The sequence below is a fragment of the Adlercreutzia sp. CNCM I-6216 genome (assembly GCF_977113345.1).
The window spans coordinates 55,672-69,292 of record NZ_CDSBIE010000011.1 but is presented as its reverse complement, the minus strand read 5'-3'; the positions used below and the strand labels follow the sequence as shown (position 1 = coordinate 69,292).

Here is a 13,621-nt window from a genome sequence, read left to right as displayed (position 1 = left end):
TCGAATCTAGACAACTCGAATCATACCGAAGGCCGGAGCCGTGTCTTTTGGTATCTAGGCTATGCTGCTGTGAAAGTGCGCAAGAGATTGTACGTTACCTCCATGAACGCGCCCACGGGCTTGGTGGGGTTCTGGAACGCGGGGTCGTCGGCGTCGACGACGGTCTGGGTCACGATGCAGGCGGTGGAGCGGGGAATCTCCCGGGCCTTCACGTCGTTCAGGATGGCCTGGGACAGCTGGTAGCCGATGTAGCCCTGGCTCATGGCGCCGGCCTCGGGGAAGGGCATGTCCGGGGTCTTGTCGTCGTTGGCAGCCGCGTAGGCGAACGCGTTGTTGATCATGCCGACCTGGGGGCCGTTGCCGTGGGACACGACGACGTTGGTGCCCTCCTCGATCATGTCGACGATGTGCTTGGCGGTGTTCTGCACGAGCTCGAGCTGCTCCTGCGGGGTGTTGCCGAGGGCGTTGCCGCCCAGGGCGATGACGACGGTCTTGCCGGGCCCTTTCTGGTAAGGCATGGATGTTCCTCCTGTATCAAAAATGATGGGACCCGTATCGCATTGTCAATACACACAAGGTCCCATCGCGTCGTTAATCGTTTTTCTTCTGCACTATTCGTGCGATAACCATATGTTTCGCTCCGTCAATCATAGGTTATTTTCACCGACGGACTCAGTGCTCACTTTTTCAGCAGACTCAGAAAAGCCGCCGATTCCCCTCTTCACCAGCAATAGCTTTCCGAGCACGTAGTATAGCACAGCAACGAAAACGCATACTATGGCCGTTGCTCCGCAATACACGAAAGCTGGCTGAGGCACGCACAAGAACGGATCGAAGATAAGCAGGTATAGCACAATCGCAGCAGCGAATACTCCAATGGCAACCCAGTTAAAGCCTCCCCAGAAATAGTACTTGGAGCTCTTGCTGTTATTGTACGCATCACGAAGCGAAATGTGCTTTTTCCTAAATGCATAGTAGTCCACAAGCTGCATCATGGCGATAGGAGCACAGCTCATGCTAGAAATTCCCAGAATGATATAGAAGCTGTCATAGAGCGGCTCTGCCCAAATCATTCCGATAAATGCGATAAGGGTAATCAGGCCAGTGACCTTGCCCCAAGAAAGCTTCAGGAAGCTCCTTACCTGCTTTACGCCGATACCCAAGTTATACAACATGACGGAGCAGGCCGTAATGTCAGCGGCAATTACCAAAACCAAAGCCGCGGTGCCGAGCGCCAACCCACCCATGGGAATCATCCAAGCAGTCGGATCAGAGCTGTTCACAAGCAGCGACGCCGCCACACCCATCACGGTACCCAAAGTTGCAGCAAAAACAAGGCCAATGATATTCGGCCAATACGCCGCTCTCGTTGTCTTGCACAGCTTCGCCAAGCCTCCCATGTTCGGCCACCAAGAAAAACCGGCGCCCATGCTCAATTCGAAAGCAATGAGAAAGTTCAGCCATTCGCTATCAAGCGGCGCAAGAGGCTCCGCGGATAGAACCGTGTCCCAACCGTAATTCATGGACACCACCGCGAACAAGAAGATCAGGATGATGACGAAAACCGGCGCAACGAAGATGTTGAGCTTCTTCAGGAGCTCCGGGCCCTTCCAAGCAACTAGCCAGCAAACCGCACCGGCAAGCACTGAAACAATGAACATCGGGATACCTGTAGTGATATCTATCCCGGTAAATCCCAGCACAATATTGCCGACGGCTTTCGCCACCATCATGCAGAGAATAATAAGCCAAGCGATGACGAAAATCGACATCAAGATTAGAAATACCTTTGTCCCCCTTCCGCCAAGCACACCTCTGACAGACGTATAGGCATCGACGCCATACTTGCCAGAAATTACCTGCGTCGCAAGGGACATAAGCAACACTGCAATGATATTGCCCGCAATCGAGGCGACCAGTGCTGTCTGAACGCCCACGTAAAGCGCTAAAGTTCCTCCCGTGATGAAGCACCATGCCGCGCACGCAAAACCAGTGATAACCACTGTATAGTCTTTGAAATCGTAGATACGCTCGCTTTTCAAGACCGGCATGGACTCGCTTTGTGCCTCACTATTGATATCTGCCTCAGCCATAATGCACCTCCTTTAAGCGTACGTAATCGCATACCAGATCACAGGCAACACACCGAGCACGATGAACATTGCGGCAATCAAGATATGATCGACTTTGTTTAATCCCGGAATAAGCTCTCCCGCGGCTTCCTGCTTTTCGATAATCGCGATTCGCTCAAAAAGATCTCCTTCATGCTCTGCATCAAAATTCGTTTTTCCGCTGAGCTCAGCAGTGATTTGCTGTAAATCATCCATAGACTACTCCCTTTTTGATTGGTGGAGTTGAAGTTGCGTAAAGCAATCGGAGGTATCGTTTAATTACGCATTGTCGACTTTCCAAACAGGTACTTTCCCTGCGCATCTCGCAGCTCGAAGAGGGGCGCGAAGCACGAACCTCGCCATCCCCGCGCCCTTCGTTCTCGCAGCTTCACTCGACCCAACTTATCGTCGATACGGCGAATGGACCCTGAAATCAGATGCAATATGGAAAACGCGTTTTACGCCCTAGGCGCAAGGCTCCTGCTGAGTGATGCAGTGGATGTTTCCACCGCCGTAAACCACCTGTCGGGAATCCACGCCTACACATTTGAAAACATCCTTGCCCCACACTTCGTCATAGATACTCTGAAGCGTCTCAACGGCAAGCGCATCGTTCTTGTCTCCGTACTGCGGAACAATGCAGGCGTTGTTCGTGACGAGATAGTTCATATACGAGGCAATCTGCGGCTCATCCTGGGCCGTACGCGGATTGACGAGGTCAATCGAAGCAGCCTCTTCCTCAGACATATAGCACGGCTTTTCCGGCATCGGGAGCTTGTAGACCTTCAGCTTACGACCCTTCGCGTCTACCGCATTTGAAAGCGTCTCATAAATCTCATGGCACTGACGATAGAAGGGATAGTCCGGATCGTCGGTCCAAATGCATGCCACGACACCAGGAGCAATAAACGTAGCGCAGTCGTCGATATGGCCGTTGGTCACCTCAGGGTCAATACCTTCCTTGACCCAAATAACTTTCTCAACACCGAGGTATTTCTCGAGCTCTTGGGTCATATACTCACGCAGCTCCTCGCTGAAGGCCGCATACTTGCGAGCGTATTGCGGCCAATCGCCTGCATCCGGCTCATCGGCGACAAGCACCGAGGCAGTACGACCAGCAGACAGGAGACAGGAATCGGTGACGATCAGGGTTCCCTCACCGTCAACGGTAATGGAGCCACCTTCGAGAATCACATGATCAGGGCGATACGTGCGAACGCCAGAGTAGTCGGCCATTTTCCCAGCAATCTGAGAGTCCTTCTCCCACGGGAAATACAGGCCGTCAACCAAGCCACCATAGGCGTTGAAATGCCAATCCGTAGCCGCCTTATTGCCCTTGCCATCAATGAGAAAAGTTGCACCCGTATCACGGAACCAAGCATCATTGATGCTCATTTCGAGAACAGTTACGCGCTCGTTGTCTGCAAATACCGCCTTGCAGTTGGCATAATCATCCTCGTTGCAGCACATCACCACCGGAGTGAACTCGGAAATTGCATTCGCAATTCCCGCATAGGTACGCTGAGCAGGTACGGCACCAAAGGCAAAAGTATCGGGACGATTGGGCCAGCCCATCCAGACTCGCTCCTGAGGAGCGAATTCAGCCGGCATATAGAAGCCATCTGCTTGAGGAGTAGATTCGGATTCAGTAATCTGACGCATTACAATACCTCCAGTTCGACTGAACAAAAGTGGGTAGAATCAAAACGATTCTGCGCAGAAAGCGAAGCGTCCGTCGCGAGCTTTCACGCAAAGCGACGGACGCAATCGATCCTCTTAGAAATCGTAGTTGCGAATACGCGGGGTAAGGAGGTCCTCAACTTTACCGCGGTAGTAGTCCTTCAAGTACTCGCTGGTGTTGCGGCGAAGCGGCCACAGAATGTACACCAGAATGCCGCGCTGGGCATAAAGACGATTTTCGCCCAGAGGAAGCAGCGCGGACTGCGGACCATCCCAAACCTCATCGGTCAACTCCCAATTGCGGTTGCCGGGCAGGTAATGCAGCACCCAGGCGCTCTTAGGAGCATGTGCCATCAGATCAGCATTGATCTGGTACTTCGGATAGAAGACCTTGAAGGCCTCTTCCTCACTCACGCCGTAGTTGTGGTAGTTAACCACGCCAGTGTAGAAGAAGTCGGTCTCTCCAGCGTACTCCAGCGGATCCTCAGTGCAGATGATCTCGCCATTACCATCTTCAGCAGCCTGAGCGCGGCACTTGGCAAGCAGCTCGTCGCTCGGCCAGAACTTCTTGGGCGCTGCGCAAATAACGCGAATGCCCAAACGAGGGAACAAGGACAGATGGTCCATGAACACGCAGTCGAACCCGTCGGCGCCATCACCCAGCCACATAAAGGTGAGGTCGGAAAGCTTCTTGCCCGCCGGCTTGCGCTCGATCATCGTGATGAGGTCAGCGATAACCTGCGTGGGATGATGCTGCTCCTGGCTGCCGAAGCCATCCTCCTGGAACAAGGCGCAGCTCATACCGCTGATTACCGGTACGGTGGAGTTAGCAACAACCTCATCGATGACGCGCTGGCTGAGGCTGCGGATCATGATGGCATCAGCCATGCTAGAAATGATGGCAGCCGTCTCAGCGATATCCTCTTGGCCAGAACCGGCATGCAAAGAGCTGCCATCCAGGAACATGGCATGGCCGCCAAGTTGGGTCATGGCTGTTTCGAAGCTCACACGCGTACGGGTAGACTGCTGGTCGAACATCATTGCAAGGACAACGTCCTTGAGCAGAGGAAGACGAACACCCTTTTCTTCCATCTCCTTGAGCAGCAAGCACGTATCAAGCAGTTCGTTGATCTGCTCTACGCTCCAATCGCTCAAACGATTCATGTCCATGTAGTGCTCATGCTTCATAACCGTTGCTCCTTCTTTCTCGTCGTTCGCCACTTGGCGAACACTCATAGTTCGAACCCCTTCTCCTGGGATTCTGCGGTTCAAACTCTACAAAGAAGCAAGGCTGACCCTCAATTACCCCCTCATATAAATGTTCGAAATGGCCCTTGCAGACCATACCTCTTGATACATAAAGGCCATTATGTGGTAATCAGCTTGGTTATCTGAAAAAGGTCGAATATCTTGTTTATGCATATACAGCGTTTAGCTAAATAGGACGCAGCTGCGGGACGGGCATTCGCACGCAGGCGCGAAAGCAAACGGAACAGCCCAATGGACTGTTCCGCCATACTCGAACAATGCAGGGTGCGGTTGCGGGCAGGTCTTCGCGCGCAGGTTGCGCAGCAAACGGAACAGTCCAGTGGACTGTTCCGCCGAGCGAGCCATTGCTTGAGCACGGAGGGTTGTTCCGCAATCGCCTCCGGCGGAATACGTTACGCCCCCATCGTCCCTTGAGCTGCAATAACAGCCTGGGACATCTGATACGACAGCGCCACCACGCCTATGAGCACGATGGTCACGACGATCTTCACCGTCACGTGCCAGGTGCAGGCGCCCCTCCACATGAGCACGAGGCCCACGGGCCACAGCACCACGAGGAAGAAGATGATCCAGAAGGTCTGGTCGTACCACTTCTTCTCATCGCCCGTTGTCACGATGCTGTTGGCGGCATCGCGCGTGCGGCCCTGACCGCGATGCGTCCAGTCGCCGTAGCTGTTGCCGTTCTCGTCTTTGAAGATGCCCATGGTTGCTCCTATTCGGCGAGCTTCTTCGCCAGAAGCTCGTTGATGATCTTGGGGTTGCCCTGGCCGCGCATGGCCTTCATGCACTGGCCGACGAAAAAGCCGATGACCTTGGTGTTGCCGTCGCGGTAGCGAGCCACCTCGTCGGGGTTGGCGGCGATGACCTCGTCCACCACGGCCTCGATGGCGCCGGCGTCCGACACCTGCTTCATGCCGCGGGCCTCCACGATGGCCTCGGGGTCGGCGCCCTCGTCCATGATGGCCGCGAACACCTCCTTGGCCTGCTTCGAGGAGATAGTGTCATCCGCAAGCATCTTCACAAGCGAAAGCGCCCGGACCGCCGTCAGCGGCGTATCGGCGAGCAACGTGCCCTCGTGGGCGTTCAGCCACGCGGCCACGTCGTTGATGATGAGGTTCGCGAGCGGTTTGGCGAACTTGCTGCCGTCGGCCTCGGCTTTCGCGAGCGCCATGCACTCGTCGAAGAAGTCGGCCGTGGCGCGGTGCTCCACCAGATGACGCGCGTCGTAGGAGGTGAGCCCGAAATCGGCGGCGAAGCGCGCGGCCTTCTGGTCGGGCAGCTCGGGCAGCTTGGCGCGCACCCCTTCGATGAACTCGTCAGAGAGGTCGTAGGGCGCCAAGTCCGGCTCGGGGAACAGGCGGTAGTCGTCGGCCGTCTCCTTCACGCGCATGACGATGGTGCGCTTAGCAGAGGGATCCCAATGGCGCGTCTCCTGGTAGATGACGCCGCCCTCCTCGAGCACCTCGGCCTGGCGGCAGATCTCGTAGGCGAGGCCGTCGTGCAGGTTCTTGAACGAGTTCATGTTCTTCAGCTCGGTCTTGGTGCCGAACGCGGTGGTGCCTCGGCGGCGCAGCGACACGTTGCCGTCGCAGCGCAGGGAACCTTCCTCCATGGAGCAGTCGGATATGCCCAGAGCCAGGTAAATCTGGCGCAGCTTCTGCATGAACAGGCGCGCCTCCTCCGGCGTGCGCAGATCCGGCTCGGTCACCAGCTCGATGAGCGGCGTACCGGCGCGGTTGTAGTCCACGAGCGACTGGGTGGCCCCGGCGATGCGGCCCTCACCGCCGCCGAGGTGCACCATCTTGCCGGCGTCCTCCTCCATGTGGATGCGGGTGATGCCCACGTGGGCCACGTAGCCGTCCTCGGTGCGGGTGATGTTGCCGTCGCTCTCGCCGGGCGCGAGCGCGTCCAGGCGGTAGCGTTCGGTCGCGCCCCTGCCGTCCACGTCCAGGTCAAGGTGGCCCCGCATGCAGAACGCGATGGGGCCCTGAGTGGTCTGGAAGTTCTTCGCCATATCCGGGTACATGTAGTTCTTGCGGTAGAACATCGAGTGCTTCTCGATGTCGCAGTTGGTGGCAAGACCGGCTAGCACGATGGACTCGATGGCCGCGCGGTTGGGCACGGGAAGCGCCCCGGGCAACCCCAGGCACACCGGGCAGGTGTGGGTGTTGGGGGCCGCGCCGAACTCCAACTTGCAGCCGCAGAACATCTTGGTTTCCAGCGTGGTCAGCTCCGCGTGGATCTCCAGACCGATGACGGCCTCCCAGGTCTCGAATACCTCTTCGAGGGTCTTCATTTACGCACCCACCTTTCCGTCGGCAAAATCGGGGGCGACCGGAGCCGGACCGTAGACCGCCTCCAAAGCAGCGGCCGCGCGGAACATGTTCGCGTCCCTAAATGGGGGGGCGATCAGCTGCACGCCCACGGGAAGCCCCGTGTCGGCGCCGAGGCCCACGGGAAAGGACAGGCCGCCGTTGCCGGCGATGTTGATGGAGATGGTGAACATGTCGCCCAGATACATCTCAGTGGGGTCGCCGATCTCGCCCAGCTTGTAGGCCGTGCGCGGCGCCACCGGCGCGAGGATGACGTCCACCTTCTCGTAAGCCGCCGCATAGTCGCCCGTGATGAGGGTACGCACCTGCTGAGCCGGGTAGTAGTAGGTGTCGTAAACGCCGGAAGAGAGGAGATAGCTGCCAAGCAGGATGCGGCGCTTGGCCTCGGCGCCGAAGCCGGCGGCGCGGCTGGCCTCGTACTGGCTGGCCAGATCCTTGTGGTCCGGGTCGCAGTAGCCGTAGCGCACCGAGTCGAAGCGGGCGAGGTTGCTGAAGGCCTCGCAGGGGCCGAGCACGTAGTAGGCGCTCATGGCGGCCTGGGCGTGTGGAAGCTCCACTTCCACCAGTTCCGCGCCCATATCTTGAAGAACAGCCGCGGCCTCTTCCACCTTCGCCCGCACCTCGGGCGCAAGACCGGCCGCCTCCATGAACGCGGGAACGATGCCGATCTTCATGCCGCGCGCGCCCTCAGCGAGGTTGGCCGTGAAGTCCACGTCGCACGGCTGGCTCGTGCAGTCCAGCTCGTCGCGGCCGGAAAGCGCGTTCAGCGCGAGCGCCGCATCCTCCACCGAACGGGCGAAGGGGCCCACCTGGTCGAGCGAGCTGCCGAAGGCCACCACACCGTAGCGCGACACCACGCCGTAGGTGGGCTTCACGGCCACCAGACCGCAGAACGAGCCCGGTTGGCGGATGGAGCCGCCCGTATCCGACCCGAGCGACACCGGCACAAAGCCCGCCGCCACGGCCGCGGCGCTTCCGCCCGAGCTGCCGCCGGGCACGCGCTCGACATCCCACGGGTTGAAGGTGGGGCCGAAGGCGGAGGTCTCGGTGGAGCCACCGAAGGCGAACTCGTCCATGTTCAGCTTGCCGATGGGAAGAGCGCCGGCGCGCAGCGTCTTTTCCACGCAGGTCGCCGTGTAGGGGGACACGTAGTCGCGCAGCATGTTCGAGGAGCACGTCGTGTGCGTGCCCGTGAGGTTCAGGTTGTCCTTGTAGCCCACGGGAACGCCCGCGAGCGGGCCCATCTCGGCGAGGCGCCCCTCGGCGACGGCGGCGTCGATGCGAGCCGCCGCGTCGAGCGCGAGTTCCTCGGTGGTTTCCAGGAAGGCATGCACCGCCCCGTCGGCCTCGCCGATGCGCTCGAAGGTGCCGCGGGCCACCTCGGCGGCCGAGAACTCCTTGGCGGCGAGACCGGTTTGAATCTCGCGAATGCCCATTTCTCCGAAGGTGCGCGCCATTAGCGATCGCCCCCTTCCCCCAGGATGGACGGGATGAGGAAGCTGCCGTCTTCCTGCTTGGGCGCGTTTTCCAGCGCCACTTCCTGGGTGAAGCTCCCGCGCACCTCGTCATCGCGCATGACGTTGGACAAGTCGCCGATGGGATGGAACGTCGGCTCGACCCCGTCGAGGTCGAACTCGGTGATAGGCGCCAGGCTGTCGATGATGGCGTTCAGGTCGGCCGTCATGGCGACGACCTCCTCCGCGTCAAGGCCAATGCGGGTGTATTCCGCGATGCCCCGCACATCGGCCTCGGAAAGATGCTGCGTCATGAATCGCGCTCCTTCTCTGGGAGCGGCCGCGCCGTGGCGATCGGCACTCCCCGGTTCGTTAAGTCAACCGCTCCATGATAGCAAAAGGCGCGCCACCAGCGCGCCCCGCGCCCACCGAGCGCGAAGATTTAACAGAGCGGGCGACTCACAGTCCGCGCGATCGGGCGGCCTCCCGCAAAGACGCTTCAGTGATCGACTCGCCTTGGGGCACGTAGACGGCCAGGCAGGGGAAGCTCGGCTTGGCGGACATGAGCGCGCCGGACGGCAGGCCGAAACGCTCTTCCAAGCTGGCGAGCACGTGGCGCACGTTGGCCTTGGTCATGCCGGCGCGGCGCAAGGGCGACACCACCCCGGCCTCGGCCAGCGCCTTGAAGCCGGGGCGCCGCTCGGGATCGTCGGTGGCGTTGGTGCCGTCGACGATCACCGTGAACCCGTCAGCTGCCGCGGCCCGGCGCACTTCCCCGAAGATGAAGCGCTTGCAGAGATAGCAGCGGTCGGCGGGATTCGCGCAGATAGCCTCCTGAGCCAGCACGTCCGCTTCCACTACCGTGAGGGGCACATCCAGCGCCGCCGCCACAGCACGGGCGTCATCAAGCTCGAAATCGGGCTGGAAGGCAGTCTTCACCAGATAGGCGCGCACCTCGCACCCCGCCAGCTTCGCCGCCGCCAGAAGCAGCGCCGAGTCGCAGCCGCCCGAGAAGGCCACGGCCAGCTTCGGCTCGCGCAGAAGGTACATCTCAAGCGGCTCGCCGAACAGGTGCTGGCCCGGCCCCACATCCTCGGTGTCCTCGGCGACAACGCTTTCGGAATCCACCGCCGATTCCGCGCTCTTTTCCTCGATCTCTGCGACTTTCGTTACTTCCATACTCGCCTTCTGTACTATATCGGGCGACGCGCCGAAGCCACACACCGCCCGATTCGTTCTCTTCTATGCTCTGCCCCTCAAGGAGCAGCCATCCTTAGCGCAGCGTGACGCCCTCGGGCAGTTCCACGTTGCGCCAGTCCTCGTCATCGCCTTCGCGGTCGTTCTCGCCCTCGGCGACAACGACCGGCGCGGGGCGCTCGGGCTCCGGGGCGCCGAAGGCCTCGCGGAAGGCATCGGCGTGCATGCGCGGCACGGCGAACACCACGTTCGGCACGGCGCCGGGGTGTTCCGCGATCCAGTTCTGGATGAGCTCGATCACCTGCTCGACAGGGTAGCCGTTGCGACCACAGCCGAAGGCGCCCATGATGAGCGTCTCAGCGCCGTTGGCCGCGGCGACGCGGAAGATGGTCTCGATGCGGTCGGCCAGCGCCTTGTCGCACTCGCGCTCGGAGCGGTGGTTCTCCAGCGCGTAGGCACGGATGGGCTCGGCGATGACCAGCACGTCGGCGCGGCGCACATCGCCCCCGCGCGAGAACAGCACCTCGGGCACGTACAGCGCACGGTCGGTGAACAGCGAGCCGCGACGATAGTCGCGGTTCTTGTCGTAGAAGTCGCGCTTGTGGGCTACAAGGATCGGGTACAGGTTGCTCTCGGAGCACAGGATCTGCTCCGGGCCGAAAGCGCCGTCCTCGTAGGCGCCGCCGGGGCGGGTGAAGGCGCCGGGATCCACGATCATCGTCTTGCCCGTGGCATCGCGGTAGAGCGCCTCGGGAGCGAAGGAGGTCACGACCTTGACCGTCGTCTCCGTGACGGTCGGTGCAACTGCGTCGGATTCAGCTGCTTCCTCGGCGGCTCCCTCGGCAATCTCGGCGGCCTCGCGGGCCTCCTCATTGCCCGCTTGCGCCCCCTCGGCATCCGCCTCGGCCATCTCCGCTGCGCGCTTCGCCGCCTCGGCGGCCGCAGCGGCCTCGGCGCCCCACAGAAGCGAGCGCCCCTCCCCTTCCTCATAGATGCGCGCGTTCTCAATGGCCTCGTCGGTCTCACGCCCGAAGGCGGCCTTCATGAGGCCCGTGTGCCGCGCCGCCTCGCGCCGCCGCTCCTCCCGCTGCTCGTCCCGATTCGGACGCCTGTCATTGAAACCCGCCATACCGCGCTCCTTCCATTCAAATGATCCGCTCGCCATAATAATGCAATTGCGCGTCTCGCGCACCTTTTAGCGTCGCTGGGCTCTCCCCCGCAGGCTCCATCCCAGGGCGATGTCCAGCGTGCCCAAGGCCGGCACGATCATGACAAGCCACATGAGCCCGTAGCCGCCCGTGATGCCGCCGGCCGCGGGCGCCAGAGCCTCGGCCACCGCGCCCCCGGCCACCGGGCCCACAAGCATTCCCAAATCGAGGCCCGTGAACATGGTGTTGCTGGCCGCCCCGCGCCGATCGATGTCCACCGAGGCGAGTCCCATGGACTGCAGAAGCGGCGCGCAGCAGCCGAACCCCGCCGAGCCTATGACGGCGGCGAGCAAGAAGCCAGGCAAGTCCTGCGCGTAGAAGAGCGCCACATAGGAAACCGCAAAGCAGACCGTCCCGAAAGCGAGCACCCGGGGCGTTCCCGCCCTATCGGCAAGGCCGCCCAAAGCCGGGCGCGTCACCACCAGGCACAGCGCGTACACCACGAAGAACAGCCCCATATCCGCCACGCCGCGCCCGTAGCCGTAGAGCACCACATAGGATCCCATGCACGAGAACGACACGGCGATGAGCATGAGGGCGGCCGCCTTGCCCACGGCCTCGCGCGCGAACATGCGGGAGAGTTTCAGCTGGTAGGGCAAGCGCTCGCGATAAGGCTCGCGGATGGCGAAGATGCCGCCCATGGCCACCACCAGAAGCGCCGCAGCCAGGAAGTACGCTGCCGAGAATCCTACAGCATCCACCAGGTACAGGCCCGTCGCCGGCCCGATGACCTGGGCGAAGGACTGCGCCAGCGCGTAGATGCTGATGCCGCTGGCGAACTTCGCCGCCGGCAGGTACTCGGACACAAGCGACATCGCCAGAGGCCCGCTGCACCCGATGCCCACGCCGTGGAAGAGCCGAATGGCGATGAGCACGCCCAGGGAATCGACGAACCCGTAGGCGAAAAAAGACAGGCAGATGATACCCTGAGCGATAAGCAGGAGCCGCTTGCGCGAGAAGCTGTCGAAGGCGGGGCCGGCGAAGGGCCGCACGAGCAGCGCCGACAGCGTGAACGAGCTCACGACGACGCCCACCATCGAGGCCGTCGCCCCCAGCGAGTCGGCGAACACCGGCAACGTGGCATTGGCCATGAACGCCGCCATGGACTGGAAGAAGTTTACCGCCATCAGAATGACAAAGGGCGCACTCCAAACGGAGTCGCGCCCTTTCCGTTGTTCGGTATCAGCCTGCATCTTTTCCAGAATGCGACGTATTACACGTTGAACTTGAAGTGCATGACGTCGCCGTCCTGGACGACGTAGTCCTTGCCCTCTTGACGCAACTTCCCCGCGTCGCGGCAGCCCTTCTCGCCACCCAAGGCCACGTAGTCCTCGAAGGAGGCCGTCTCGGCCTTGATGAAGCCGCGCTCGAAGTCGGTGTGGATGACGCCGGCGGCCTGGGGAGCCTTCGCGCCCACGGGGATGGTCCAGGCGCGGGTCTCGGTCTCGCCGCTCGTGAAGTAGCTCTGCAGGCCGAGCAGGTGGTAGGCCTCGCGGATGAGCCGCGCCAGACCGCTGTCGGTGAGCCCCAGCGCTTCCATGTACTCCTTGGCCTCGTCCGGATCCATCTCGGCCAGCTCGGCGATATCGGCCTCCACCTTCGCAGAAATCGGCACCGGGGTGCAGCCGTCGATCTCGGGCAGCTCGGCGTCCACGGCGTCCTCGTCCACGTTCGCGATGTAGAGCATCGGCTTCATGGTAAGCAGGTGCAGCTCGTAGATGGCCGCGACTTCGTCCTCAGTCAGCCCCAGCGTGCGGGCGCGATGGCCCTCGTTCAGGCCCGCGAGCACCTTCTTCGCCGTCTCCAGCTTCGCGATACCGGCCTTGTCGCGCTTGGCCTCCTTCTCCAGACGCGGGATGGCCTTCTCCACCGTGGCGATGTCGGCCAGGATGAGCTCGGTCTTGATGGTGTCCACATCGGAGAGCGGATCCACCTTGCCAGCCACGTGGGTCACATCCGGGTCACCGAAGAAGCGCACCACTTCCGCGATGGCGTCGGTCTCGCGGATGTTCGCGAGGAACTGGTTGCCGAGACCCTCCCCCTGGCTCGCTCCGGCCACGAGGCCCGCGATATCGACGAACTCCACCGTGGCGGGCACGATCTTCGCCGGATGGTCGATCTCGGCCAGCGCCTGCAGGCGGTCGTCGGGCACCGGCACGATGCCCACGTTGGGCTCGATGGTGGCGAACGGGTAGTTGGCAGCCAGACCGCCCTTGTTGGTCATCGCCGTGAACAGCGTGGACTTGCCGACATTCGGCAGCCCCACGATACCGATTGAGAGAGCCATGAAAATCCTTCGATCTAACTAATGTTTCAGTAGTTGACTATCCTACCGCAAAACAACGAAGAGCGCCCACAAGGACGCCCTT

General features: G+C 61.1%; 12 protein-coding genes and 1 pseudogene. All 13 read right to left on the bottom strand.

All coding sequences use genetic code 11. The features are described from left to right. Positions 1 to 101 precede the first annotated feature (101 nt). Positions 102 to 518, bottom strand: a pseudogene (locus ACYVRU_RS09920) (amino acid kinase family protein); the annotation flags it as partial. A 129-nt stretch (positions 519 to 647) separates the two neighbouring features. After that, complete coding sequence (locus ACYVRU_RS09915) at positions 648 to 2,093, bottom strand: purine-cytosine permease family protein (protein ID WP_173113461.1); 1,446 nt, start codon at positions 2,091 to 2,093, stop codon at positions 648 to 650. 12 nt (positions 2,094 to 2,105) lie between these two features. Beyond that, on the bottom strand, positions 2,106 to 2,327 hold the full coding sequence (locus ACYVRU_RS09910) for a hypothetical protein (protein ID WP_173113463.1): 222 nt from the start codon (positions 2,325 to 2,327) through the stop codon (positions 2,106 to 2,108). A gap of 249 nt (positions 2,328 to 2,576) precedes the next feature. Beyond that, positions 2,577 to 3,773, bottom strand: coding sequence for an agmatine deiminase family protein (locus ACYVRU_RS09905; RefSeq protein ID WP_173113465.1), 1,197 nt, complete (start codon positions 3,771 to 3,773; stop codon positions 2,577 to 2,579). A gap of 114 nt (positions 3,774 to 3,887) precedes the next feature. Next, the gene (locus tag ACYVRU_RS09900) at positions 3,888 to 5,027 is read right to left on the bottom strand and encodes an ornithine carbamoyltransferase (RefSeq protein ID WP_173113467.1); all 1,140 of its coding nucleotides are present in this window, start codon (positions 5,025 to 5,027) and stop codon (positions 3,888 to 3,890) included. Between the two features lie 425 nt (positions 5,028 to 5,452). Continuing rightward, positions 5,453 to 5,764: a holotricin-3 gene (locus ACYVRU_RS09895; protein WP_173113469.1), complete on the bottom strand. Its 312-nt coding sequence runs from the start codon at positions 5,762 to 5,764 to the stop codon at positions 5,453 to 5,455. Positions 5,765 to 5,772: 8 nt separating this feature from the next. Then, on the bottom strand, positions 5,773 to 7,356 hold the full coding sequence (gene gatB, locus ACYVRU_RS09890) for an Asp-tRNA(Asn)/Glu-tRNA(Gln) amidotransferase subunit GatB (protein ID WP_461186079.1): 1,584 nt from the start codon (positions 7,354 to 7,356) through the stop codon (positions 5,773 to 5,775). Continuing rightward, positions 7,357 to 8,850, bottom strand: coding sequence for an Asp-tRNA(Asn)/Glu-tRNA(Gln) amidotransferase subunit GatA (gene gatA, locus ACYVRU_RS09885; RefSeq protein ID WP_461186078.1), 1,494 nt, complete (start codon positions 8,848 to 8,850; stop codon positions 7,357 to 7,359). Further along, positions 8,850 to 9,161, bottom strand: a complete 312-nt coding sequence (gene gatC, locus ACYVRU_RS09880) for an Asp-tRNA(Asn)/Glu-tRNA(Gln) amidotransferase subunit GatC (RefSeq protein WP_114540205.1) — start codon at positions 9,159 to 9,161, stop codon at positions 8,850 to 8,852. The genes gatA and gatC overlap by 1 nt, the downstream gene beginning before the upstream one ends. Before the next feature lie 145 nt (positions 9,162 to 9,306). Continuing rightward, positions 9,307 to 10,026, bottom strand: a complete 720-nt coding sequence (gene larE, locus ACYVRU_RS09875) for an ATP-dependent sacrificial sulfur transferase LarE (protein ID WP_461186077.1) — start codon at positions 10,024 to 10,026, stop codon at positions 9,307 to 9,309. 94 nt (positions 10,027 to 10,120) lie between these two features. Further along, on the bottom strand, positions 10,121 to 11,173 hold the full coding sequence (locus ACYVRU_RS09870) for a TIGR02452 family protein (RefSeq protein WP_237418770.1): 1,053 nt from the start codon (positions 11,171 to 11,173) through the stop codon (positions 10,121 to 10,123). Positions 11,174 to 11,239: 66 nt separating this feature from the next. Then, positions 11,240 to 12,379, bottom strand: a complete 1,140-nt coding sequence (locus ACYVRU_RS09865) for an MFS transporter (RefSeq protein ID WP_461186076.1) — start codon at positions 12,377 to 12,379, stop codon at positions 11,240 to 11,242. Positions 12,380 to 12,465: 86 nt separating this feature from the next. Next, positions 12,466 to 13,539, bottom strand: a complete 1,074-nt coding sequence (gene ychF / locus ACYVRU_RS09860) for a redox-regulated ATPase YchF (RefSeq protein WP_418379539.1) — start codon at positions 13,537 to 13,539, stop codon at positions 12,466 to 12,468. Positions 13,540 to 13,621 lie beyond the last annotated feature (82 nt).